Source organism: Streptococcus sp. SR4, assembly GCF_000517725.1.
In the GTDB taxonomy this organism is placed as follows: Bacteria; Bacillota; Bacilli; order Lactobacillales; family Streptococcaceae; genus Streptococcus; species Streptococcus salivarius_F.
On the sequence record NZ_AZYW01000068.1, the window covers coordinates 72,448 to 96,015 of the forward strand.

At 40.6% G+C, this 23,568-nt stretch carries 25 protein-coding genes; 3 read left to right on the top strand and 22 right to left on the bottom strand.

What is annotated here, in order from left to right; all coding sequences use genetic code 11:
* Positions 1-2: 2 nt before the first annotated feature.
* The 6 genes from HMPREF1519_RS08060 to dnaG all read right to left on the bottom strand — a co-directional run bounded on the left by HMPREF1519_RS08060 (position 3) and on the right by dnaG (position 5,994).
* Positions 3-698, bottom strand: a complete 696-nt coding sequence (locus HMPREF1519_RS08060) for a glycosyltransferase family 2 protein (RefSeq protein WP_173018418.1) — start codon at positions 696-698, stop codon at positions 3-5.
* A gap of 74 nt (positions 699-772) precedes the next feature.
* On the bottom strand, positions 773-1,624 hold the full coding sequence (gene rfbD, locus HMPREF1519_RS08065) for a dTDP-4-dehydrorhamnose reductase (protein ID WP_002884247.1): 852 nt from the start codon (positions 1,622-1,624) through the stop codon (positions 773-775).
* A gap of 119 nt (positions 1,625-1,743) precedes the next feature.
* Positions 1,744-2,670 (bottom strand): glycosyltransferase family 2 protein, encoded by a 927-nt coding sequence (locus tag HMPREF1519_RS08070; protein ID WP_037611851.1) that lies wholly within the window; start codon positions 2,668-2,670, stop codon positions 1,744-1,746.
* A gap of 10 nt (positions 2,671-2,680) precedes the next feature.
* Positions 2,681-3,016: a metal-sulfur cluster assembly factor gene (locus HMPREF1519_RS08075; RefSeq protein WP_002884757.1), complete on the bottom strand. Its 336-nt coding sequence runs from the start codon at positions 3,014-3,016 to the stop codon at positions 2,681-2,683.
* A 53-nt stretch (positions 3,017-3,069) separates the two neighbouring features.
* Positions 3,070-4,179: an RNA polymerase sigma factor RpoD gene (gene rpoD / locus HMPREF1519_RS10500; protein WP_002884252.1), complete on the bottom strand. Its 1,110-nt coding sequence runs from the start codon at positions 4,177-4,179 to the stop codon at positions 3,070-3,072.
* A 3-nt stretch (positions 4,180-4,182) separates the two neighbouring features.
* Positions 4,183-5,994, bottom strand: coding sequence for a DNA primase (gene dnaG, locus HMPREF1519_RS10505; protein WP_037611852.1), 1,812 nt, complete (start codon positions 5,992-5,994; stop codon positions 4,183-4,185).
* Positions 5,995-6,156: 162 nt separating this feature from the next.
* Here dnaG and mscL point away from each other — a divergent pair, with 162 nt between their 5' ends.
* Positions 6,157-6,537: a large conductance mechanosensitive channel protein MscL gene (mscL, locus tag HMPREF1519_RS08090; protein WP_037611854.1), complete on the top strand. Its 381-nt coding sequence runs from the start codon at positions 6,157-6,159 to the stop codon at positions 6,535-6,537.
* A 159-nt stretch (positions 6,538-6,696) separates the two neighbouring features.
* Here the strand turns inward: mscL and rpsU are convergent, their stop codons facing one another.
* The 9 genes from rpsU to HMPREF1519_RS08140 all read right to left on the bottom strand — a co-directional run bounded on the left by rpsU (position 6,697) and on the right by HMPREF1519_RS08140 (position 15,704).
* Entirely contained in the window at positions 6,697-6,873 is a 177-nt protein-coding gene (gene rpsU / locus HMPREF1519_RS08095) for a 30S ribosomal protein S21 (RefSeq protein ID WP_002884573.1), read from the bottom strand.
* Positions 6,874-7,066: 193 nt separating this feature from the next.
* Positions 7,067-7,861, bottom strand: a complete 795-nt coding sequence (locus tag HMPREF1519_RS08100) for an ABC transporter substrate-binding protein (RefSeq protein ID WP_002886806.1) — start codon at positions 7,859-7,861, stop codon at positions 7,067-7,069.
* A gap of 61 nt (positions 7,862-7,922) precedes the next feature.
* Positions 7,923-9,032: an aminotransferase gene (locus HMPREF1519_RS08105; RefSeq protein ID WP_022496614.1), complete on the bottom strand. Its 1,110-nt coding sequence runs from the start codon at positions 9,030-9,032 to the stop codon at positions 7,923-7,925.
* 243 nt (positions 9,033-9,275) lie between these two features.
* Positions 9,276-10,073 (bottom strand): transporter substrate-binding domain-containing protein, encoded by a 798-nt coding sequence (locus tag HMPREF1519_RS08110; protein WP_022496613.1) that lies wholly within the window; start codon positions 10,071-10,073, stop codon positions 9,276-9,278.
* Positions 10,074-10,084: 11 nt separating this feature from the next.
* Positions 10,085-10,897 (bottom strand): transporter substrate-binding domain-containing protein, encoded by an 813-nt coding sequence (locus tag HMPREF1519_RS08115; RefSeq protein ID WP_022496612.1) that lies wholly within the window; start codon positions 10,895-10,897, stop codon positions 10,085-10,087.
* A gap of 215 nt (positions 10,898-11,112) precedes the next feature.
* Complete coding sequence (locus HMPREF1519_RS08120) at positions 11,113-11,577, bottom strand: 8-oxo-dGTP diphosphatase (protein WP_037611855.1); 465 nt, start codon at positions 11,575-11,577, stop codon at positions 11,113-11,115.
* A gap of 515 nt (positions 11,578-12,092) precedes the next feature.
* Positions 12,093-14,084, bottom strand: coding sequence for an excinuclease ABC subunit UvrB (gene uvrB, locus HMPREF1519_RS08130; protein WP_022495733.1), 1,992 nt, complete (start codon positions 14,082-14,084; stop codon positions 12,093-12,095).
* The gene (locus tag HMPREF1519_RS08135; protein ID WP_037611859.1) at positions 14,074-14,700 is read right to left on the bottom strand and encodes a hypothetical protein; all 627 of its coding nucleotides are present in this window, start codon (positions 14,698-14,700) and stop codon (positions 14,074-14,076) included. Before HMPREF1519_RS08135 ends, uvrB begins: the two co-directional genes overlap by 11 nt.
* A 68-nt stretch (positions 14,701-14,768) precedes the next feature.
* Entirely contained in the window at positions 14,769-15,704 is a 936-nt protein-coding gene (locus HMPREF1519_RS08140) for a CPBP family intramembrane glutamic endopeptidase (RefSeq protein WP_037611861.1), read from the bottom strand.
* Between the two features lie 199 nt (positions 15,705-15,903).
* On the opposite strand from HMPREF1519_RS08140, the gene HMPREF1519_RS08145 reads away from it, so the two are divergent.
* Both HMPREF1519_RS08145 and HMPREF1519_RS08150 read left to right on the top strand, forming a co-directional pair.
* Positions 15,904-18,102, top strand: a complete 2,199-nt coding sequence (locus HMPREF1519_RS08145) for an ABC transporter substrate-binding protein/permease (protein WP_022496327.1) — start codon at positions 15,904-15,906, stop codon at positions 18,100-18,102.
* Complete coding sequence (locus HMPREF1519_RS08150) at positions 18,102-18,842, top strand: amino acid ABC transporter ATP-binding protein (RefSeq protein WP_022496326.1); 741 nt, start codon at positions 18,102-18,104, stop codon at positions 18,840-18,842. Before HMPREF1519_RS08145 ends, HMPREF1519_RS08150 begins: the two co-directional genes overlap by 1 nt.
* 73 nt (positions 18,843-18,915) lie before the next feature.
* Here the strand turns inward: HMPREF1519_RS08150 and HMPREF1519_RS08155 are convergent, their stop codons facing one another.
* The 7 genes from HMPREF1519_RS08155 to HMPREF1519_RS08180 all read right to left on the bottom strand — a co-directional run bounded on the left by HMPREF1519_RS08155 (position 18,916) and on the right by HMPREF1519_RS08180 (position 23,422).
* Positions 18,916-19,113, bottom strand: coding sequence for a hypothetical protein (locus HMPREF1519_RS08155; RefSeq protein WP_002884415.1), 198 nt, complete (start codon positions 19,111-19,113; stop codon positions 18,916-18,918).
* Between the two features lie 128 nt (positions 19,114-19,241).
* On the bottom strand, positions 19,242-20,555 hold the full coding sequence (gene obgE, locus HMPREF1519_RS08160; RefSeq protein ID WP_022496325.1) for a GTPase ObgE: 1,314 nt from the start codon (positions 20,553-20,555) through the stop codon (positions 19,242-19,244).
* Positions 20,556-20,649: 94 nt separating this feature from the next.
* Positions 20,650-20,778, bottom strand: a complete 129-nt coding sequence (locus tag HMPREF1519_RS10420; RefSeq protein ID WP_002884629.1) for a DUF4044 domain-containing protein — start codon at positions 20,776-20,778, stop codon at positions 20,650-20,652.
* Between the two features lie 81 nt (positions 20,779-20,859).
* Complete coding sequence (locus HMPREF1519_RS08165) at positions 20,860-21,591, bottom strand: pseudouridine synthase (RefSeq protein WP_022496324.1); 732 nt, start codon at positions 21,589-21,591, stop codon at positions 20,860-20,862.
* Entirely contained in the window at positions 21,592-22,566 is a 975-nt protein-coding gene (locus tag HMPREF1519_RS08170) for a GyrI-like domain-containing protein (protein WP_022496323.1), read from the bottom strand. It lies immediately after the preceding gene.
* A gap of 13 nt (positions 22,567-22,579) precedes the next feature.
* A complete protein-coding gene (locus tag HMPREF1519_RS08175; protein WP_022496322.1) occupies positions 22,580-22,963 on the bottom strand; it encodes a PaaI family thioesterase in 384 nt (127 codons plus the stop codon).
* Between the two features lie 93 nt (positions 22,964-23,056).
* Complete coding sequence (locus HMPREF1519_RS08180; protein WP_037611863.1) at positions 23,057-23,422, bottom strand: OsmC family protein; 366 nt, start codon at positions 23,420-23,422, stop codon at positions 23,057-23,059.
* Between the last annotated feature and the right edge of the window lie 146 nt (positions 23,423-23,568).

Sequence of the window (23,568 nt, forward strand, 5' to 3'; positions counted from 1 at the left end):
GTCTAGCCTCGCTTTCTAAAGTTTTGAATGAGTAGAATTGACACAAACATATGTGTCATATATTTAATAGAACGAGAAAGAGTCAAATAACTTTCTCCCGCTTGTCTATCTTCCATTCTAACTTGTGCTTCCGCAACTTTTACACCATTACGGATGAGATAAGACACAGTATCTGGCTCTGGACCATAGTTAATATTGAGTGCAAACTCTTTAATTAAATCTTCTGAGAACATTCTCATTCCTGAAGTTGGGTCCTTAATTGTCTTACCAGTGGTAAGTTTAATAGCTGAACTAATTAAGATATTACCTAACATTCGTAAAGAATTTGGTCGTTTCTCTGTAACAAATCGAGAACCAATAACTAAATCAAAGCCATCATTGATTTTTTCTTCCAGACCTTGAATATATTCTGGTAAGTGTTGACCATCTGCATCAAATTGCACCGCTTTTTTATAACCATGCTCATATGCATATCTTAAACCTGTTTGAAAAGCTCCCGCAAGACCGAGATTCACTGGCAAATCAACAATATTGTAATGATTCTCATGGCAAATTTGTGAAGTCTTATCACGAGAGCCATCATTGATAATGACGTAGTCATATTGAGGATAATTTTGAATGATGTTGTTAACAACATTTTCAATCGAGCCTTCTTCGTTATAGGCTGGAATAATAATAAGTAAATCTGACATTTTTATACGTAGTTTCTCCTGAAAACTCTATTAAAAAGGTCAGTCAAATATATTCAAATCTATTTAACTGACCTTGATTCTTATTTCACTTCTTGTTTGTAAAACTCTTTCAAAGCATCTTGCCATGTTGGAATGACAAATCCTGTAGCCTTAGCCTTAGCCAAACTCATTGTTGAGTTAAGTGGGCGTTTAGCTTTAGCTGGGAATTGGCTTGAATCAACAGGTTTCACTTCAACATCAGTATCTTTGAGGATTTCAACCGCAAAGTCATACCAAGTTGTATCTTCTGCTGCATCATTTGACAAGTGATAGTAACCATATTCCTTACGGTTTTCAGCCAAATAAGTCATGAACTCTGCCAAAGTACGTGTCCAAGTCGGGCGACCATGTTGGTCATTAACAACTGTAAGTGTTTTGTGAGTTTTAGCAAGGTTTTGCATAGTGAAGACAAAGTTCTTACCATAGTTACCGAACACCCACGCAGTACGGATAATGTAGTAGTTAGTCACATGTTTTTCGACTAACTCTTCACCCATGCGTTTTGTACGACCATACTCTGTCTGTGGATCTGGTTTGTCATCAACTTCCCACTCTTGACCGACTGGTTTTTCACCATCGAAAACGTAGTCTGTTGAAATATAAACTAGCGTTGCACCATGTTTTTCAGCAGCCTTAGCGACATTTTCAGTACCTGTCACGTTGATAGCATAGTCAAGCTCTTTACCTTCATCTTCAGCAGCATCAACAGCTGTGTAAGCAGCACAGTGATAAACCAAGGTTGGTTTTACTTCCGCAAAAACTTCATCTACTTTGGCAGCATCAGTGATGTCCATTTCTGCCACATCTACTGCTACATATTCTTCGTTACGTTCATCAAGAAGGTGACGAAGCTCAGTTCCAAGTTGACCATTTGCACCTGTTACTAGAATCATATTTTTCTCCTTGTAATTTTCATTAATAGCACTTTAATTTTATCAAAAAAAGCAGAAAAAATCTGCTTTCATAAATAATTCTATACAACAAATTTATTTGTATAAATAGCTGGTTATCTTCACCCTTTTTCTTTAATAACATAAACTGGTCGTTTCTTGGTTTCTAGGAAAATCTTTGAAATATAGTTCCCGATGATTCCCAAGGCCAAGAGTTGGATTCCTCCGATAAAGAGGATGATCGAGACAAGGCTTGCCCAGCCTGCAACACTCCCACCTATAGTTAGTTTTCGGATAACGACAAAGAGAATTCCAACCAAGGAGATTAAGAATGAGAAGGTTCCTGCCCATGTGGCAAGTTTCAAGGGTACTTCTGAGAAGTTGATAAAGCCATCAAGTGAGTAACTCAATAGGCTCCAGAAAGACCAAGAAGTCTCTCCTGCCACACGTTCACGATTTTCATAAGAGACGTAGGCCACATCAAAGCCGACCCAAGAAAAGAGCCCTTTTGAAAAGCGATTCACTTCCTTGAGCTCAAGGATGGCATCAACGACTTGACGAGTCATCAAGCGGAAATCACGTGCCCCATCCACCATTTCGGTATCAGAAACTTTATTTATCAACCAATAGAAGGCCTTAGCAAAGAGTGAACGAATAGGTGGCTCACCCTTGCGGTCAGCACGTCGTGTTCCGACAACGTCGTAACCTTCTTGGATTTTGGCATACATCTCGATAAGAAGTTCAGGTGGATCTTGAAGATCGGCATCCATAACTGTGACATAGTCACCTTGGGCTGCTTCAAGTCCTGCCAGTAAACCTGCTTCCTTCCCAAAATTACGAGAGAAAGAGAGATAGTGAACATTTTCAAATTGTTTTGAAACCTGTCTCAAAACTTCCAAGGTGCGATCTTTTGAACCGTCATTGACAAAGTAATAGTTGAAAGCCAACTGATTGGCCATTTGTCGCTCAACTGCCTGACAAGCCTCTAAAAAAGGATGAATAGTCTCTTCCTCGTTATAACAAGGAACAACGATAGCCAGTGTTTTCATAAGATTTCTCCTAACGAATACCTAGGGCGATACGGGCATAACGACTCATCTTTTCGATAGTCCATGCTGGTGTCCAGACCAATTTAACCTCTGTCTTAGTGACTTCTGGCACTTCTTTCATAGCGTCATAAATTTGGTCTGTCAAAAGGTCTGCCAGTGGGCATCCCATAGTCGTCAAGGTCATATCGATTTCAGTATAGCCATCTTGCTGGAAACGGATATCGTAAATAAGGCCAAGGTTGACAATATCAATTCCCAACTCAGGGTCAATAACCATTTCTAAAGCTTCTAAGATACGGTCCTTGATTTTTTCAATTTCTGCTTCAGTGTATTTTACTTCAGACATAGCTTTTCCTCCAAAATCAGGGCCTAATAATCAGGCCCCTTCCATTTACTATCTTAGTCTTCAATAAAGTCTTTAAGTTGTTTACTACGGCTTGGGTGGCGCAATTTACGAAGGGCTTTAGCTTCAATCTGACGAATACGTTCACGAGTAACATTGAAGACTTTACCAACATCTTCCAAAGTACGCATCTTCCCATCATCAAGACCGAAACGAAGACGAAGAACATTCTCTTCACGGTCTGTAAGAGTATCAAGCACTTCATCCAATTGTTCACGAAGAACCACACGAGTTGTGTAATCTACTGGATTTTCAATAACTTCATCCTCGATAAAGTCACCCAAATGGCTATCATCTTCTTCACCGATAGGTGTTTCTAGAGAAACTGGCTCTTGAGCAATCTTAAGGATTTCACGAACCTTATCTGGAGTCATATCCATACGTTCAGCGATTTGCTCAGGTGTTGGGTCTTGTCCCAACTCTTGCAAGAGGTTACGTTGCTCACGCACCAATTTATTAATAGTTTCAACCATGTGAACTGGGATACGGATGGTACGTGCTTGGTCTGCGATGGCACGTGTGATCGCTTGACGGATCCACCATGTCGCATAAGTTGAGAATTTGAAGCCTTTAGAGTAGTCAAATTTATCAACGGCTTTCATAAGCCCCATGTTACCTTCTTGAATCAAGTCCAAGAACTGCATACCACGTCCTACATAGCGTTTAGCGATTGAGACTACCAAACGAAGGTTGGCTTCTGCCAAACGTTGTTTAGCTTCCAAGTCACCATTTTCAACAGCGATAGCCAATTCTTTTTCCTCTTCGTTACTCAAGAGAGGAACTACCCCAATCTCTTTGAGGTACATACGAACAGGGTCATTGACCTTAGCTGAGTTTGAACCAAGAAGTTCCTCATCTGTCAACTCTTCTGGTTTTGGGGCTTCAACAACATATTTAGATGAAGGATTTCCGTCCTTATCAGTGATAGAGATACCACCGTCTGTCAAACGTTCCAAAAGGTCATCAATCCCATCAGCATCAAGAACAAATGGGATAACTAGTTTTTCTGTGACTTCATCATCAATTGCTGTACCAGCTTTTTTGTGGTTACGAATGAAATCAGCGACTTGAACGTTAAATGCTGTATTTTGTTTTTTCTTTGCCATGTGTTACTCCATATCTCGTTTTTGGTCGATGAGCATCTGCAGGGCTTCCACCGCTGCATCCACATCACCGTGGTTACTTGATTCTCTTATTTGTTTACTTTGCTTACGAAAGTCCTGTTCCCTCAATAAATGATTTCTCCGCTCTTCAATAGCCTGAACTTCTTCAAGACTGGTTTCAGGTGGTAAAATCTCCTCTAAAACCTGATAATAGGCTGTTTGCACCTCTTGAGAAAGTAGAGACAAAGCTACGGTATCAATCTGACCATCCTGTTTCAGAATATGATAAAGCTCCTCTAACTCAGGTGTTTGGAAGAAAAACTCCTCTCTCATGCGATAGTCATTCAAAATCATAGGATGATTAAGCATACGATGGAAGAGTTGATTTTCCGCTCGACGAAGACCTGTAATCTTAGGTGTAGAAGGTAGTTTGACCGTCCCTCTGAATCCTGACGCTGAAGACTCATAAGCACTATTACTAGCAGCCGATAATTGAGCCGTCTGCTGATTCCTCATGGTCAACCGTTCGTTATTGACCGCTTGCTCGACTTGGAAAAAATCAAAGTCAGGCAAAAGGTCAGCCACCTTAGAAATGTAAGAATTTTGTGCCGTCACAGAAGGTGACTTGGCAATAATCTTAGCAATCTGCTCAACATAGGCAATCTCTGCTTGAAGATTGTCTACATTAGCAGGCTTGAGCTGTCCAATCCAAAATTCCACATCTGAAATGCGGGACTCGACCAAGAGTTTCCCCAAAGCCTCTTCGGATGTTTTCTGTAGATATTCATCAGGGTCCATATTGTCTGGAATTTTAACAATATCGACTTGAAAATCCGATAAAAGCTCAAGAGACTTGGCAATCGCATTTTGCCCAGCCTTATCACCATCATAGGTCAGAACAATTTTCTTGGTGAGTTTACGCAGACGATTGACATGTTCAGGGGTCAACGCCGTCCCCATAGAAGCCACAGCATTAACATGCCCAGCCCTATAGGCAGCAATGACATCCATGAATCCCTCCATCAGATAGACTTCATGAGTCTTCTGAATCACCGGTTTAGCCTGATCGAGGTGGTAGAGTTCATAAGACTTATTGAAAATGCGGGTAGCCCTTGTATTTTTGTACTTGGCTTGTCCTTTTTCAATATCGTCCTTAGTCCAAACACGCCCTGAAAAACCGATGGTCTTTCCAAACTCATTCTTAAGCGGAAACATGATTCGATTCTTAAAAGTATCGAAAAGACGATTACTTTCAGAAAGATTAAAAAGACCTGATTCTGTCAGTACCTCTTCGTCATATTTTTTTGATACAGACTGATAGAGATAATCTGGTTCGTCAGGGGCTAGACCAATCTGGAAGGTCTTAAGTAAATCGTCAGTCATACCACGCTCATAGAGGTAGGCACGCGCTGCTTCTCCTATCTTGGTCGTCATCAGGACTGCGTGATAAAACTTAAGCGCATCCTCATGAAGATCATAGAAGGCTTGATTAGGAGAATTCTGCTGCTGAGCCTGTCTTGGTGCGTCTATCGTAACTGCAATACCTAAGCGGTCTGCCAGAACCTTGACACTTTCTTGGAAAGAAATCTGACGGTATTCCTCTAAAAATTTGAAGACATCCCCAGACTTTCCACAACCAAAACAATGGTAAAACTGTCTGTCCTCAATAACATTAAATGAGGGGGTTTTCTCCTTATGGAAGGGGCAGAGACCCAGGTAATTGCGACCTGCACGATTAAGACTGACAACTTCGCCAATCACGTCGACGATGTTGGTACTGCTCTTAATATCTTCTATTAAAGCTTTATCAATCACCATCTAATCGCCCCCTATCTTACCATAATTGCATTACCCCTAATTATAACACGATGAAAAATGAAAGTAAAATAAAATTGATTTTTCATGAGCAAATACCTTGTCAAGATTTACAAAATCAGATAAACTATTAAAAGTAAATAAAAGAAAGGATTCATTGTCAAAATGATTAAAGAACTTAAAGACTTTTTGTTCAAGGGTAACGTCCTTGATCTTGCTGTAGCCGTTGTTATGGGGGCTGCTTTCAACGCTATCATCACTTCACTTGTAAGTGATATCATCACTCCACTTATCCTTAACCCAGTTGTTAAGGCTGCTAACGTTGAAAACCTCTCTAAATTGTCATGGAACGGTATCGCATACGGTAGCTTCTTGAGCGCAGTTATCAACTTCATCATCGTTGGTACTACTCTCTTCTTCGTTGTTAAAGCTGCTAGCAAAGCAACAGCTCTTAGCAAAAAAGAAGCTGAGGATGCTGCTGAAGCAGCAGGTCCATCACAAGAAGAATTGCTTGCTGAAATCCGCGATCTTCTTGCAAACAAATAATCTTTATTTGTTCAACTAAAGACATATGAAACTCAAGACGTCTGAAATCTCAGACGTCTTATTTTTTTGTACCTCAGGACTACTAACTGACTTATTTATTCGATGAAAAGAAAAAAACTTGAGTCTTCTCAAGTTTTTTTCTGTTAATTTCATTCTTAATTAGAATTTTTTACGTTTGCGAGCTGCCTCTGATTTACGTTTACGTTTTACAGAAGGTTTTTCGTAATGTTCACGTTTACGAGCCTCTTGAAGAGTACCAGCTTTAGTCACAGAACGTTTGAAACGACGAAGAGCGTCGTCAAGTGATTCGTTTTTACGTACTACTGTTTTTGACATTGAATTCACCTCCTCAAGATAATGTAACATTTTACACGTTCTATTCAAGTATACAAGACTGATCTTTTTCTGTCAAGAAATATCTTTTAAGATTGAGTATTTTTGATGTCAACACTATTTTCTAAGTCTTATTGGAGATTATCAGGGGCTTTACCATACAAAAAACTAGAGGAATCATCCTCTAGTCTCTCTTTTATTCAACTGCTGTATATTTAGAAGCATCCTTGATGTACTCGTCGTAAGTACCATTGTCTTTCAATTTCTTGATAACCTTGTTTACTGCTTCTTTCAATTTGTCATTACCTTTAGCCATAGCGACTGCTTTAGCATCACCATCGTCAACTTTGAGGGCAACACTGGCCAAAGCCAAATCTGGATTTTGTGCCACGTAACCTTCTGCTACTGGTTTTTCAAGGTCTACAGCATCAACTTGGCCAGACTTAACTTCGTTAATAGCTTCACCCATTGCTGTAAGTGATACGACTGTTGAGTCTTTCAACTGTTTCTTAGCAAGTCCTTCTTCGATAGTACCTTTTTGAACAGCTACTTTTTTACCTTTGAAAGCATCTAGGCTTGAGTAGGTAGATTCTTGATCTTTACGAACAATGATAGCATTTTGTGTTTCGTAGTAAGGATCTGAGAAATCGAAGGTTTTCTTACGTTCATCTGTTACTGAGATACCAGAGATAGCAATGTCAGCCTTACCAGCTTGAAGACTAGAAAGGACATTGTCAAAGCTCATAGTTGTCACTTCGAGTTTAACCCCAAGTTCATCAGCGATAGCTTGTGCCAACTTGATGTCTGAACCGACAACTTGGTCTTTACCGTCAACCAAAGTTTTGAACTCAAATGGTGCATAGTCTGGACTGACAGCCACGACAAGTTTTTTATTTTCTTTAATAGATTCGTAAGCGTCTTTTTTTGACCCACATGCCACCAAAGTCACAGCAGCAAGGAGAGCCATGGCTCCAAGGAATAGTTTTTTCATAAGAAACTCCTGTATAAATATAATTTTTGCTCGTTTATTTTACTTAAAATTAGTGGTATTGTCAACATTTATTAAGAAATTGCGACAGTTTTTCCAAGCCCTTTTGAAGGACCTCCTTATCGCAACAATAACCAATGCGAACATGTGACTCCTTGTCAAAACGGTTACCTGGAACCACAAGCACACCATACTCCTGAAGAAGCTCTAAGGCGAACTCTTCAATGGGACGGTCAACATCTAATTTGACGAAGGAAGTTGACACACGGGCAGGACGAATCCAGCTAGCCTTAGGTTCCTTGGCAATCCATTCATCCATAAGAGCTAGATTTTCCTCTACAATCTGACGATTACGCTCTAGGATGGCTTCTTTATTTTCCAGGACAAGGGTAGCCACCATATCGTCGAAGACACCGGCACAAATCATTGTGTAATCGCGGTAGTCCCGCAGAATGTCTGCCACCTCAGTATTAGAAGCTACCCAACCAACTCGAATACCAGGAATCGAATAGGTCTTTGAAAGACTGTTGACCGCAATTCCCTTTTCATATAAATCAACAATAGAAGGTGCAGGCTGGTCAAAACTGCGATAGACCTCATCTGAGAAGATATAGGCACCCACTTCTTTGGCGATAGCCACTAGGTCCTCAAGGTAAGCAGCATCCATAAGGGCACCGGTCGGATTATTAGCATTGTTAATGCAAATCATCTTGGTATTGGGACGAATCAGACGACGTAGTTGCTCCAAATCAGGCAACCAGCCCTTGTCCTCCTCAACTTCCCAGAGATCCACTTCTGCTCCTAGTGACTTAGGAATGTCATAGAGCTGTTGATAAGTTGGATACATGGAGATGACATGGTCCTCAGGCTCAATAAGCGCATAAAGGGCTAGCATCGTCGCTCCTGTAGCCCCATTGGTTTGGAGGATATTATCAACCGGCATGTTCTTGTATAAGCTAGCCACTTGAGTTTTGAACTCTGGTGACCCCTCAATCCAGCCGTAATCCATCTTTTTCTTTAGAAGTTGGGCAAAAAAGGCATCCTTATCAAGGCCTGACAGGTCAAATAATTCTTCCATTGTGAGGGCCTTAATTGAAACTCCTGCGATATCATATATGGCAGATTTTTCATGGACATTAAGCCATTCTTCAACACCAAAACGTGGTAGCTTCATAGTTTCTCCTTGCTTTTCTTAAGCACTCTATACGATGTCATTTGTCTATTTGAACAGACTTACCTACTTTGATAATAACTGTTTTTAGCAGAGAATTCAATAAAAAATGGGGTATTCCCCATTTAGATTTAAGAATTTTTGGAGACTCCCCTTAAGTGAATAAAGCGAGGACCAAACAAGACTTTTCGTTGTTGATGAAAGCACCTGAAATTTACTCTTTTCAGGTGCTCGGAAGTTTTAAATTTACTTACTTTGTTTGTAGGTTGATGCTTCTTTTAACCATTGGTCAAATTTTCCAGAGTCCTTAGTCTCTTTGATGACGGCATTGATTTCTTTAAGCAAGTCATCCGAACCTTTACGTGTTGCGACGGCATAAGCATCTGTGCCATCCGACTTGAGATTAAAGTTGGCAAGGGTTAAATCATCATTTTGAGCGATATAACCTTCTGCAATGGCCTTCTCAAGTACAACCGCTTGAAGCTGTCCTGACTTGAGTTCGTTAATCATTTCACCATTTGAAGTTAGTGATACGACACTTGCCTTAGGGATTTGTTTCTTAGCAACGGTTTCTTGGACAGACCCTTTTTGCGTACCGACAGTTTGTTTTGCGAGACTATCAGTGCTTGTGTAGTCATTTACCTTGTCTTTTTTGACAATCACTACATTTTCTGACGTATAGTAGCTGTCTGAAAAATCATAAACTTTCTTACGTTCGTCTGTCACCGAAATCCCAGCAATGGCGATATCAGCTTTACCACTTTGCACGTTAGCAAGAACATTATCAAAAGACATCACGGAAAATTCAACCTTTACACCGAGTTTTTCACCGATAGCTTTGGCCAACTCGATATCTGCTCCAACTAGCGTATCTTTGCCGTTAACCAACGATTTGAACTCAAAAGGTGCAAATTCAGATTCTGTTGCCACGACAATTTTTTTCTTTTCCTTAATCGTTTTGGGACTTACTCCCTGACTTCCACTACAAGCAACTAGAAAGCACGTGACGACTAGAGCTGTAAGGATAAAACAAAATTTCTTCATATAATAACCCCTTATTTAGTAGAACTCTTAAGTGAAAGAGCATAGGCATCTTGAACATAGCTGTCAATCTTACCTTCTTTTTTGAGTTTAGCGATAACCTTATTAACCTTTGCTTTTAGCTTATCGCTTCCTTTAGGCATTGCGACAGCATAGGCATCTTTTGAATCAGACTTGAGCGCAATGTCTGACACAGCTAAATCACTGTTTTGATCTACATAACCTTGTGCAATGGCTTTTTCAAGAACCACTCCTTCAACTTGACCAGATTTCAATTCATTGATAGCTTCACCAGGTTGTGCCAAGGATACCACATTAGCATCTGACAAGTTGGCTTTGGCGATGTTTTCTTGAATAGAACCTTTTTGAACGGCTACAGATTTTTTAGCAAAATCACCGGTTTGTTTGTAAGTTCCTGTCGCATCTTTTTTAACAACAAGAACTGTTTCAGACTCATAGTAGGTATCTGAGAAATCAAAGATTTTTTGACGTTCTTCAGTAGCTGAGATTCCTGAAATGGCAATGTCTGCCTTACCAGATTGAACATTGGCCAAGACATTATCAAAAGACATTTCAGAGAATTTGACTTTTACACCAAGCTCATCTGCAATAGCCTTAGCAATTTCGACATCAGCTCCAACAATCGTATCCTTACCATTTTGGATTGTCTTGAATTCAAAAGGAGCAAAGTGTGGATTAAGAGCAACTGTCAAAGTTCCTTTATCTTGTACCTTTTCCAAAGTGTCCTTCGACGAAGAACAAGCTGCTAAAGTCGTCAAAGCAAAGATCCCTGCAAATCCCAACAAAAGTTTTTTCCATGTTTTCATAATCAATCTCTTTTCTATATTTATTAACTTATGTAAGTATAATAATGTATTATTATGCATTTGTCAATGAAAAAATGAACTTTTATTGATTAAAATTTTCATTTTTATTAATTTTATCGTCATTACAAAATCTAAAAAATGCTTATTTAAAGCTCTTCTATCTGATTTTAACGACAAAAAAACTATTCATTCATTTGAATAAATAGTTCATATTATTACCAAAATTCTCGGATAAAGTCATTTTCGAGTCGCTCCCGATAGAAAAGTTCTGAGAGATTGTCTTTTTCAAAGACACGAAGGAGATTAATCATGTCATAAGCCAAGTCCATCTTAGGAACATCCTCTCTAGCAACCCAGCGAACTTCGCCTTCTTCTGTTGAATGGATTTTTCCTTCAAAATCCGAAGTTCTATAAAGGAATACTAGATAACGCTCATCATCTGTCGTGTAAAAATGCTTCATACCAACTAATTTAGGGTTTTTGATGGTCAAGCCAGTTTCTTCTTTAACCTCACGGATAACTGATTCTACCAGACCTTCATGTGCTTCGATATGGCCACCGGGTAGGGCTGCTCCCGACCAGTAATAACGCTTGGGATCGCGAATTTGCATGACAATATTTCCATGACCATCTTCGATGAGACACATGTTGGTCAGAATAGTAGCTTGTGAACGTGACATAGATAGTCCTTTCTAGTAAGTAGTCAAATAAAATCTTAACAATTAGTTTTTAATCGACTCTCGATGTCGCAAATGCAGATAAATAGAAGCATAGAAAGCCATAAACAATATATAACCAAATATTGGTATCCAAACAAGTTCTCTTTTTATCATCCACAAGGGCTCAAAAATAATTCGCGGATTCTCTTCATTCATATCACTTATACCTACCATAGCATGCAACAGAAATACAATAAGGTTAAAATTTAAACCAATAAAAGCTGCAATTTTTCTCTGATGCTTATAGGCAATCTGATCCTTATGGGCAAGAAGTAAGAGGAACCAGATAAGAAAGTTAAGCTCAAACGGAAACAATATACCACTTCAAAATAAGGTAGGGAAATAAACATAAATCAGAAAAGAAATAACAAAACCTGGTATAAAAAGACAGATTGTCTTAAACCAACTTGAATTCAATGTTGCCTCCTTTTTTGAAAGTTCATCTTGCTAAAGCATCAACCTAACGTCCAGTATTTCTAATCCATACTCTTCAGTTCTAGCACCATATCACGGATTTGAGCCGCCAATTCAAAGTCAAGTAGTTCTGCTGCTTCATGCATTTGTTTTTGAAGTTTCTTGATGGCTTCTTGGCGTTCTTTCTTGTTCATGGCACTGTAGTCCACAGTATCCTCTGCCACTTCTGCTTCATTAGCCTTGGTAATCGAAATAAGGTCACGAATTTCTTTCTTAATCGTTTGTGGAACAATGCCATGCTCCTTATTATAGGCCATCTGGATTTCACGACGACGAGCTGTTTCGTCCATGGCTTTTTGCATAGACTCCGTAATCTTATCCGCATACATGATAACGTGCCCTTCGCTATTTCGGGCAGCACGTCCAATCGTTTGAATAAGCCCACGTTCATTACGAAGGAAGCCTTCCTTATCAGCATCCAAAATAGCAACCAGACTAACTTCAGGAACGTCAATCCCTTCACGGAGAAGGTTAATCCCGATAAGAACATCAAAGACACCCAAACGTAGGTCACGGATAATCTCAGTACGTTCCAAAGTCTTAATGTCAGAGTGCATGTATTTAACCTTGACACCCATTTCCTTAAGATAGTCAGTCAAGTCTTCAGCCATCTTCTTAGTCAAAGTGGTTACGAAGACACGCTCGCCTTTTTCAGTTCGGGCATTGATTTCACCAAGGAGGTCATCCATTTGTCCCATGGTTGGACGCACTTCGACTTCTGGATCAAGAAGCCCTGTCGGACGGATAATTTGCTCAACGACAGTCTCAGTTTGCTCCATCTCATAGTCACCTGGAGTGGCAGACACATAGACAATCTGATGAACATGACTCTCAAATTCTTCACGTCGAAGTGGACGGTTATCAAGCGCTGATGGCAAACGGAAACCGTAATCAACCAACATCTTCTTACGGGCCTGGTCCCCGTTATACATTCCCTTAATCTGACCCATGGTCATGTGACTTTCATCAATCATGATAAGGAAATCTTCTGGGAAGAAATCAAGCAAGGTGAAGGGGGGCTCGCCTTCTTTACGTCCATCCATGTGTCGTGAGTAGTTTTCAACACCATTGGTGTAGCCCATTTCACGAAGCATTTCAACATCGTATTCAGTCCTCTGGCGGATACGTTGAGCCTCGATGAGCTTACCCTCAGCTTCAAATTGCTTAACCTGGGCTTCCATCTCTTCCATAATATTCTTGATGGCTTCTTCCATATGCTCTTCATTGGTCATAAAGTGAGTCGCCGGGAAAAGAACAAGGTGCTCAACCTCGCCGAGATTGCGTCCTGTCAAACTTTCAATCTCACAGATACGGTCAATCTCATCACCGAAAAATTCCACACGAAAGGCGTGTTCATCGCGGCTGGCAGGGAAAATCTCGACTACATCACCGCGTACACGGAATTTCCCACGTTGGAAATCAATGTCATTTCGCTCAAACTGGATATCAACTAGGTCATTGAGCAACTTGTCTCGAGAAATCTCTTGCCCTGGACGAAGACTAACCGCTGAATCGGCATATTCTTTTGGCGAACCCAAACCGTAAATACAAGAAACGGAAGCCACAACGATAACATCATTACGCTCAAGGAGGGCAGATGTCGCTGAGTGACGGAGCTTATCAATTTCATCATTTACAGAACTATCTTTTTCAATATAGGTATCTGATGACGGTACATAGGCCTCTGGCTGATAGAAATCATAGTAGGAAACGAAGTATTCTACAGCATTGTCTGGGAAAAACTCCTTGAACTCTCCATAAAGCTGACCTGCCAAAGTTTTATTGTGGGCGATAACCAAGGTTGGTTTATTGACGCGCTGAATGACCTGACTCATGGTATAGGTCTTACCTGTCCCTGTCGCCCCCTTTAGGATTTGAGCTTTCTCACCACCTTCAATATTCTCCACCAAGGCTTCGATGGCCTGAGGTTGGTCCCCAGAAGGTTCATATTTAGAAACCAAATGGAATTGGTTGTCTTCTTTTCTATCTATCATGGTTTTTCCTTTCATTTATGTAATCATTCATCTCTTGGTCGGAGAAGATTTCTCCACTTGTAAGCGGAATTTGAATCATTCGCATCTTAGCGACATAGGCACGTTTCTTCCGTGATTGATGACCAAGTTTTTTGTCATAGGTAACAGCTGTCTCACCATTTTTGAAGAAGACAAGCAAAACCTGGTACCTCTTTTTATCATCAACTTCGGCATCATAGTCGAAAACATGCTCAATGCGTTTCAAAGAATATCTCACCGTCGAAGAGCGTTCAATATCCTCCATCCGTGTTGTCCAAGCTTTCTTGACAAATTCAATCTCGGATAGGGGAATGTCAAAGGTTTTCCGTCCAAATGCTTGGCCGTAGTAGGTCAAGAAATTGTCATCAAGTTCCAAGAGGTTTCCATGACCTTTGAGATTTACGATACCGTCTATGAGAAGAATAATGGAAAATAAAAGCCAAAATAAAACAATGATAGCAAGAAACTGCTTGACTGGATTTTCACGGAGAGAACCTCTAATGAGCTCAGGACAAAGAATCCATAAAGACAAGACGGAAAATATAAGGCCAACCACTATTTTCAATTTCAACATGACCCTATCAAGCTTAACTATCATATTGTCCCCTCCAAGTGTTTCTTCTATTTTAACACAGAAGTAAAAAGACCGAGTCTTTGAACTCAGCCTTAAAAGTTTTCTTTCTTCAATTGTAATCGAAGGATGATGATACCTACCACCAAAACCACACAGGTAACGATATTACCTTCTAGGCCAAAGGCCCCACCTGACAACCAATCAGGCACGCCTGACCTGGCCTGAAAGTGCAATAAGCTGCCACCTGCATTCTGTCCACTAACTGACACGCCAACTAGATTTCCTTGCGCAAAGTTCCAAGCACCGTGAAGGGCAGCGACTCCCCAGATATTATCTGTCTTGAGCATGTAAAGAGCCATGAGAACACCCACTAGAACAATACTGATGAGGGACAAGGCGGTAACACCTTGATTTCCTAGGTGTAATATTGAAAAGAAAGAACTTGAAATAGCAATTCCCCAAGAAAGGTTTAATTTATTAGTCACCGTCTGAAGCAACCAACCACGTGTCACCAGTTCCTCGGTTCCACCTTGGATAAACCAGAAAGGTATTAGGGATAGTATATATAGGACTGTTCTCTGAGAAAAGTCCACTTTTACAAATTCTAACCCTCCAAGTAAATAAGTCCCAAGGAAACTAACTAACAAGAGTAGAGTCCCAAATCCCCACCCCTTAAGCAAGTTCAACCAAATATGACCCTTAAAAAATCCAAGTGTACGAATGGGGCGTTTTTCAACAACTTTAACCCAGAAAAAGATAGCTAAGGCAGTGAAGACAAAGGTTCCCAACTGAAAATACAAGGTTGAAAACAATTTATAGGAAATCGTATTTATATCCTGGAACTGAATATTGCCATTTAATACTAAGAACCAAAGGACAATAGCCACTGGAATTCCCACAACAATCCCTGATAGAAATCCACCTATGAGGACATAACCAAAGGCAATAAAACAGGACAGCATAATCATCAGCCAACTTGGGACTTTATCATATAGGCTAGTATATTTCTCAAGCATACGTTTCTTCATTTTTTTAGCTCCTGTAACAAATCTTACATGTATTCGATTACAGTGTAACTAATTGACACAAGCTTGTCAAATTCTTCTAAAACTCTTCTCATATCTAACGAACCTTGTTACATTTCCTAACATCAAACTCCAAGAAGTTTGATAACAAGACCTTTTTTTGATAGAATAGGAAGGTATTTTATAAAGGAGACTTTTTATAATGAAGAAAAAACTTCTGACACTCTTCTTGAGTGTCATGTCAGTTTTCTTTGTTTTCGGAGCTAAGGTATCTGCCGAGACTATCTCAGTCGTTTCAGATACAGCCTATGCCCCATTTGAATTCAAAGATTCTGATCAGACCTACAAGGGTATCGACGTTGATATTATCAACGAAGTTGCCAAACGTAAAAATTGGGACGTTAACCAAACCTTCCCTGGTTTCGACGCAGCTGTCAATGCTGTTCAATCAGGCCAAGCTGACGCCCTTATGGCCGGTACTACTGTTACCGACGCACGTAAGAAGGTATTTACTTTCTCAGACACTTATTACGACACCTCAATTGTTATCTACACACGTAGTAGCGATAAAGTCAGCGACTACAAACAATTGAAGGGTAAAACAGTCGGTGTTAAAAACGGTACCGCTGCTCAAACTTGGCTTGATAAAAACGCTAGCAAATATGGTTTCACAGTTAAAACTTTTGACACTAGCGACTTGATGAACAACAGCTTGGATTCTGGTTCTGTTGACGCAGCTATGGACGACACACCGGTTGTTAAATACGCTATTGGTCAAGGAAAAGACTACGCTATCAACATTAAGCCTGAATCTATCGGTAGCTTCGCTTTCGCTGTTAAAAAAGGTGGAAAACACGAAAATCTTATCAAAGACTTCAACGAAGCTCTTAAGGAAATGAAGGAAGACGGCACCTACGACAAAATCATGAACAAATGGTTGGGTGACTCAGAAAAGTCTTCTTCATCAAAACCTTCAGCAGATCTTAAATTGACTGGTGATGCTAACGCAAAAGCCACTCCTGCTAAGGAAACCTACACTATCTCAATGGACTCATCTTTTGCTCCATTCGAATACCAAAATGGTTCTGGTAAATATGTAGGTATCGATGTCGATATCATCAATGCCATTGCTAAAAACCAAGGTTTCAATGTCAAATTGACAAACCCTGGTTTCGATGCATCACTTAATGCTGTACAATCTAGCCAAGCTGATGCCGTATTGGCTGGTATGACCATCACTGATGCTCGTAAACAAATCTTTGACTTTTCTGATCCTTACTACACATCAAACATTCGTTTGGCTGTAGCTAAAGGAAGTAAGGTTAAATCTTACAAGGATCTTAAAGGTAAGACTGTAGGAGCTAAGAATGGTACATCATCATACTCATGGTTGGAAGACCACGCTGGTGAGTATGGCTTTACTGTTCGTGCTTACGATGAAGCTTCTACTATGTACGACAGCTTGAACTCTGGTTCAATCGATGCTCTTATGGATGACGAAGCCGTTCTTCTATACGCTATCCAACAGGGACGTAACTTTACAACACCAATCGAAGGTATTGCCACTGGTGAAGTCGGCTTTGCCGTTAAAAAAGGTGCTAATCCTGAGTTGATTGAGATGTTCAACAATGGTTTGGCTGCTATCGTTAAAGATGGTACTTACGATAAGATTATCAATAAATACCTCGATAGCAACAAATCAAAAGAAGGAATCTCAAAAAAAGCTACCGATGAAACAACCATCGTAGGCTTGATTAAAAACAACTACAAACAACTTCTCCAAGGTCTTGGAATTACCCTTGGATTGACCCTTCTTTCATTTGCTATTGCCATGATTATCGGTGTTATCTTCGGTATGATGGCAGTTGCACCAAACAAGACACTCCGCGTGATTTCGCAAGTCTTTGTTGACGTGGTTCGTGGTATCCCATTGATGATCGTTGCAGCCTTCATCTACTGGGGTATTCCTAACTTGATTGAAAATATCACTGGTCACCAATCACCAATCAATGATTTTGTGGCAGCGACAATTGCCCTCTCACTTAACGGTGGTGCTTACATTGCCGAAATTGTACGTGGTGGTATCGAAGCTGTTCCTATTGGTCAGATGGAAGCTAGCCGAAGCTTGGGTGTCCCTTACAATACAACAATGCGTAAGGTTATCTTGCCACAAGCGGTTCGCTTGATGTTGCCAAACTTCATCAACCAATTTGTTATCTCATTGAAAGATACGACTATCGTATCAGCTATCGGTTTGGTTGAACTCTTCCAAACTGGTAAAATCATCATTGCTCGTAACTACCAATCATTCCGTATGTATGCGATCTTGGCCATCCTTTACTTGGTCATCATCACATGCTTGACGAAATTGGCTAAACGACTAGAAAAGAGACTTAAATAATGGCTGAATTGAAAATCGATGTGCAGGACTTGCACAAATCATACGGCGACAATGAAGTCCTTAAAGGCATTGACGCCAAATTCTACGAAGGTGACGTTGTATGTATCATCGGTCCTTCAGGTTCAGGTAAATCAACCTTCCTTCGTACGCTTAACCTACTTGAAACAGTGACATCTGGTAAAGTAGTCGTTGATGGCTATGAATTATCAGATTCTAAGACAAATCTTGACAAAGCCCGTGAAAATATCGGGATGGTCTTCCAACATTTCAACCTCTTCCCACATATGACAGTCCTTGAAAACGTGACATTTGCACCTGTTGAACTCGGACGTATGAACAAGGAAGAAGCTGATAAATTAGCTATGGATCTTCTTGATCGTGTTGGACTTGCTGACAAGGCCGATGCAACGCCAGATAGCTTGTCAGGTGGACAAAAACAACGTGTGGCAATTGCACGTGGTTTGGCAATGAATCCTGATATCATGCTCTTTGACGAACCGACTTCTGCCCTTGACCCTGAAATGGTCGGAGACGTTCTTAACGTTATGAAAGAATTGGCAGAGCAAGGTATGACCATGATTATCGTTACTCACGAAATGGGATTTGCTCGTCAAGTTGCCAACCGAGTAATCTTTACTGCGGACGGTGAGTTCCTCGAAGATGGTACTCCAGATCAAATCTTTGATAACCCACAACACCCACGTTTGAAAGAATTCTTGGACAAGGTTCTAAACGCCTAATTATCAAAACAGTTACTCTTGCTAGAGTAGCTGTTTTTGATTACCATTTTGGATAAGAAAAACAGAGCAAGTGCTAGACTTGCTCTGTTTCTTCATTTAATTCAGGGTGTTTCGCTGCTTCTTCCCTTGCCAAACGCTCACGTTCAAGACGGAGTTTTCGGTTAGGATTTAAGCGTGTAAAGAGTTCTTCAAGTTTCTTTGGATTCCAAACATCGGCCGCAGAAACAAAGTTTCCATCTTTATCCCTGAAGGATATCGGTTTATCTCCCATTGTAAACCTCTTATTTCAATATTTTTATATTTCACTGACCTTACGCAGTTAGTGAGGTTGATAGGCAGTCCGACATAGCGGCTGCCGTAGACTATCTTGTGCTTCAGCACTTAGAGAGTCTTTCAACGTCAATCCACAAACTCAAATTCGAAGTTACCGATACGAACGATATCGCCATCCTTAGCACCACGTTCACGAAGCGCTTCATCAACTCCCATACCACGCAATTGACGTGCAAATTTCATGATAGATTCGTCACGTTCCATATTAGTCATGACAAAGAGTTTTTCAAGTTTCTCACCAGAAAGTACCCATGAAGCATCGTCGTCACGACTAATTTCAAATGGACGTTCATCCTCGTTAAAGCCATAGTAAACTTCTTCTTGCTCCATATCGTCTTCGCTATAAAGCAAGAATTCGTCTGTCTCATCAAGCAATTCTGCAGTAGCTTCCAAGAGATTTTCCAAACCTTGGTGAGCCAAACTTGAAATTGGAAAAATTTGTGGCAACTCATCAAATTCATCATAGTTAGCAGCCAATTTTTCCTTAAACTCTTTCAAGTTTTCCTCAGCCCCAGGCATGTCCATCTTATTAGCCACAATAATTTGTGGACGTTCCATCAAGCGAAGGTTGTAAGTTTCCAACTCTTTGTTAATTTGAAGATAGTCCTCGTAAGGATCACGCCCTTCACTCGCTGACATATCAATCACATGAAGGATAACACGTGTACGCTCAATATGGCGAAGGAACTGTGTTCCCAAACCAACACCCTGGCTAGCCCCCTCAATCAATCCTGGAAGGTCAGCCATGGCAAAGCTCTCACCTGACTTCGTACGAACCATCCCCAAGTTAGGAACAATTGTCGTAAAGTGATAGGCACCAATCTTTGGTTTTGCTGCTGTTACCACACTGAGAATCGTTGATTTACCAACGGATGGGAAACCAACCAAACCAACATCAGCCAAAATCTTCAATTCCAATTGAAGTTCACGTTCTTCTCCTGGTTCACCATTTTCAGCGATTTCAGGAGCAGGGTTACGAGGTGTCGCAAAACGGATATTTCCACGTCCACCACGTCCACCGTGAGCAACGACAAACTCTTGGCCATCCTCAACCATATCAGTAATAACCTTGCCTGTCTCAGCATCACGCACCGTTGTACCAGGCGGGATGCTAACGATGAGGTCTTCAGCACCTCGACCGTGCATTCCCTTGGTCATGCCTTTTTCGCCATTCTTAGCCTTGAATTTACGGTTATAACGGAAATCCATAAGGGTACGCAAGCCTTCGTCAACTTTGAAAATGACTGAGCCACCCTTACCACCGTCACCGCCCCAAGGACCGCCATTGGGTACATATTTCTCACGACGGAAGGCAACCATTCCGTCTCCACCACGACCAGCTTTGACACTAATCTTGGCTGTATCTAAAAACATACTCATCTATATTTCTCTCTTTCTGATTCGTATGCCATGTACAAATTCAATTACAAACGAAAGAATTTCCGACATACACAAAAAAACGCTTGATAGCGTCTTAAAGGACAGCTGCGACTGCTTGGAAAATCAATGCCCCAACTGTTACTAATAGCATAATCAAAACGACCAATACTGTTAGACGTTCAAAAAATGATTTCTTACGTGGTCCGTTATCTCCAAATGCCACTTGAATTTACCTCGTTTTTTCTTCTAATATTTCACAATAATAGTAACAAAAATCTGCCTATTTCGCAACTCTTAGACTAGCTTAAGCCAAAGGAATTCCAAAAACCGTTAAAGCTTCCAACTCCTCCTCGGTCAAACGTCGCCAAGCACCAAGGTCTAAATCATCTGGCAGGCTTAAAGGTCCCATGCTCAGACGTTGTAACTCTGTCACTTCCTTACCACAAACAGCTACCATACGCTTAACCTGATGGAATTTCCCCTCAGCAATGGTAATCTGAACCAGGCTAGTCCCAGTAGCCCTATCTACTGAAATAATTTCTAGTTTAGCCGGTTGGCAAGTATGATCTTTGAGTTCAATTCCTTTTTCAAAAGCCAGAATATCCTCCTGATTCATGATTCCATCAACCTTAGCCTGATAAATCTTATCAACATGTTTCTTTGGAGACAGCATAGCGTGAGCTAAATCGCCATTATTTGTCAAAAGCAGGAGACCGTGAGTATCAATATCCAAACGTCCAACAGGAAAGACCTGCTTATGTCGTGCTGTATCATCCAGTAAATCAAGTACTGTCTTGTGACGGGCATCCTCCGTCGCTGAAATGACTCCCTGAGGCTTATTTAAAAGATAGTAAACAAAGGTCTCGTGTGTTAATGCTTGACCTTGAAAAGCAATCTGGTCTTGATTCTCATCAATCTGAGTCTTGGGTGACGTCTCCACCTGACCATTTACGGTCACTTGCTTCTTTTTGAGAAAGGTCTTGACTTGACTGCGACTACCAACACCACAATCAACCAAAAACTTATCCAGACGCATCTATACTTCCTCCTTTATTGGAATCCAAACTTCCATCTCATAATCTTCAGCCTGACGATTCCCTGGTGGATAAACCTCTACAGTTGGCTGATTAATCATTTCAAAATGTTTCTTAGCATAATGAAAACTCTCCCAAACAGCTGCTGTTGCAGGCCCACTAAGTTTAAAAACCGCATAAGTAGCTGGTGCAAGAGCAATCATTTCCATACTATCATCCTCACCAGCCAAGGCCGTTACATAAGTCTTGCGACTGCCATCATTGATCCGAATACCATAGGTAGGAACAGCCAAATCATCTTGTTCTGCCAAAAAGGGTACCCAAAGAAAGTCTGTTGGCTGACCTAGTTCCTCGCCCTCAAAAACCATCCCTGAAAAACTCAAAAATCCCTTTCGAACAACCTTCACATCATAACGAACGGTTACTAAATCTAGCTTTTGAATCACCTTTTTCAGTTTTGTCAGTTCAACTGGAACCTCATCCGCTAGGACATAGGAAATCTTTTCTACAAATGCTTCTTTTTCAGCATTACCAGAACCTATAGGAACCAAAACCCAATCTTCTGCTGTAACACTTTGGTCTTCACAAAGGTAGGTAAAGTGCTTTCCTCCTTCGTTAAAAGACACATCAGCTAAACGAAAAAGGGGCTCAGGCAAATCGACAACCACCATTTCAAGCCCCTTTGCTTGAAACAAGAGCTCTTGATCCCTTAAACGCACTTTCATAGCCAAGCTATCACTATCAATAGAAAAGCTGTTATCCAAGTCCATTACAGACTGAAAGAAGGCCTGGTGTAACCCTGAAAAAGTCCAGACAGCATGCCAACGACACATCATCTCGTAATCATCAATGGTCACAAGAAGAGAGAGCTCCTGCTGGTCTGACGCATAAGAATAGGCTTGAACTTTCAATCGGTCTGGTGTCAGGTAGTCATTAACAAAGACCGCAAAGTCATCCATGGTTTGAAAATCTGACATAAACGCTCCTTTTCTATTCCTCGACCGAGCCTGTCACATACATGGTAAATGTAGCCCTTGTAAGAATTTTCTCTTCCTGATTAGTAATAACAACTTCCACCACCTTAGTCGTCTTACCATTATGAACACACAGGCCTTCAATTTTGAGTTGGTCAGACAAATGCCCTGCCTTAAGATAATTGATATTAGACTGAAGCGTCACCGCATAGTCACCTGTTGAAATGGCCACGAGCCCTGCGACCTGGTCACAAAGCGTAAACAGATATCCCCCATGAGCATTACCAAAATAATTCAGGGACTTCTCGACTACCTTAGTTGTCACGATAACATGTCCCGTTTCAAATAGTTCTTCTTGAAAATTCTCAAATACACGGATCTCATGTAGTTTGTCTTCCATAGCAAGCCCTCCTATCGTTGCTCATTCCACACCTAGTGAAATGACACGTCTTTATCTACTAGTATAACACGAAGTTCATAAAGGATAATAAGCTTATTTAGCTAAGCTAATATCAACCTTAATATCTTCACGAAAAAGCTTCTTCACTCGACAATAATTATCCACAAAAGCCAAGAGTTCTTGTTCATTTTCCAAAATCAGATCCTTAGGTAAATAAATCGCAAGTGTAAAATGCCCTTCTTCATAGTTGGAATCAACCTGAATAGCAAGCTCCTCAATTCCCTGATACTTGGCAAAATAACTCTGTAGACACATGGTCACACAAGAAGCCAAAGCAATATTCACCAGGCTCATAGGTGTTTCCCCATCTTCCGTATAGCCAAAAAGTTCCACAGGTGCTCCATACCCCTCTGAAAGTGAATGGAATCGTTTGTCACCTTTAATTGTTGTTTGATACATCATATCACCTCAATTTGTTTTTATTATTATAACAAAGAGAGGCCTAAGGACCGAGCTGAACGATTTGAAATATCTATCAAAAAAACAGAAAGCGTAAGGGTTTTCAACTCTTATTTTCCAATAGATTAGTCTTGTACAACACTGAT

Bases quoted from the DNA above. Each gene is read 5' to 3' on its own strand.
- rfbD (WP_002884247.1), bottom strand. From the start codon at position 1,624: ATGATTCTAGTAACAGGTGCAAATGGTCAACTTGGAACTGAGCTTCGT.
- HMPREF1519_RS08070 (WP_037611851.1), bottom strand. From the start codon at position 2,670: ATGAAAACACTGGCTATCGTTGTTCCTTGTTATAACGAGGAAGAGACT.
- HMPREF1519_RS08075 (WP_002884757.1), bottom strand. From the start codon at position 3,016: ATGTCTGAAGTAAAATACACTGAAGCAGAAATTGAAAAAATCAAGGAC.
- rpoD (WP_002884252.1), bottom strand. From the start codon at position 4,179: ATGGCAAAGAAAAAACAAAATACAGCATTTAACGTTCAAGTCGCTGAT.
- dnaG (WP_037611852.1), bottom strand. From the start codon at position 5,994: ATGGTGATTGATAAAGCTTTAATAGAAGATATTAAGAGCAGTACCAAC.
- mscL (WP_037611854.1), top strand. From the start codon at position 6,157: ATGATTAAAGAACTTAAAGACTTTTTGTTCAAGGGTAACGTCCTTGAT.
- rpsU (WP_002884573.1), bottom strand. From the start codon at position 6,873: ATGTCAAAAACAGTAGTACGTAAAAACGAATCACTTGACGACGCTCTT.
- HMPREF1519_RS08100 (WP_002886806.1), bottom strand. From the start codon at position 7,861: ATGAAAAAACTATTCCTTGGAGCCATGGCTCTCCTTGCTGCTGTGACT.
- HMPREF1519_RS08105 (WP_022496614.1), bottom strand. From the start codon at position 9,032: ATGAAGCTACCACGTTTTGGTGTTGAAGAATGGCTTAATGTCCATGAA.
- HMPREF1519_RS08110 (WP_022496613.1), bottom strand. From the start codon at position 10,073: ATGAAGAAATTTTGTTTTATCCTTACAGCTCTAGTCGTCACGTGCTTT.
- HMPREF1519_RS08115 (WP_022496612.1), bottom strand. From the start codon at position 10,897: ATGAAAACATGGAAAAAACTTTTGTTGGGATTTGCAGGGATCTTTGCT.
- HMPREF1519_RS08120 (WP_037611855.1), bottom strand. From the start codon at position 11,577: ATGTCACGTTCACAAGCTACTATTCTGACCAACATGTGTCTCATCGAA.
- uvrB (WP_022495733.1), bottom strand. From the start codon at position 14,084: ATGATAGATAGAAAAGAAGACAACCAATTCCATTTGGTTTCTAAATAT.
- HMPREF1519_RS08135 (WP_037611859.1), bottom strand. From the start codon at position 14,700: ATGATAGTTAAGCTTGATAGGGTCATGTTGAAATTGAAAATAGTGGTT.
- HMPREF1519_RS08140 (WP_037611861.1), bottom strand. From the start codon at position 15,704: ATGAAGAAACGTATGCTTGAGAAATATACTAGCCTATATGATAAAGTC.
- HMPREF1519_RS08145 (WP_022496327.1), top strand. From the start codon at position 15,904: ATGAAGAAAAAACTTCTGACACTCTTCTTGAGTGTCATGTCAGTTTTC.
- HMPREF1519_RS08150 (WP_022496326.1), top strand. From the start codon at position 18,102: ATGGCTGAATTGAAAATCGATGTGCAGGACTTGCACAAATCATACGGC.
- HMPREF1519_RS08155 (WP_002884415.1), bottom strand. From the start codon at position 19,113: ATGGGAGATAAACCGATATCCTTCAGGGATAAAGATGGAAACTTTGTT.
- obgE (WP_022496325.1), bottom strand. From the start codon at position 20,555: ATGAGTATGTTTTTAGATACAGCCAAGATTAGTGTCAAAGCTGGTCGT.
- HMPREF1519_RS08165 (WP_022496324.1), bottom strand. From the start codon at position 21,591: ATGCGTCTGGATAAGTTTTTGGTTGATTGTGGTGTTGGTAGTCGCAGT.
- HMPREF1519_RS08170 (WP_022496323.1), bottom strand. From the start codon at position 22,566: ATGTCAGATTTTCAAACCATGGATGACTTTGCGGTCTTTGTTAATGAC.
- HMPREF1519_RS08175 (WP_022496322.1), bottom strand. From the start codon at position 22,963: ATGGAAGACAAACTACATGAGATCCGTGTATTTGAGAATTTTCAAGAA.
- HMPREF1519_RS08180 (WP_037611863.1), bottom strand. From the start codon at position 23,422: ATGTATCAAACAACAATTAAAGGTGACAAACGATTCCATTCACTTTCA.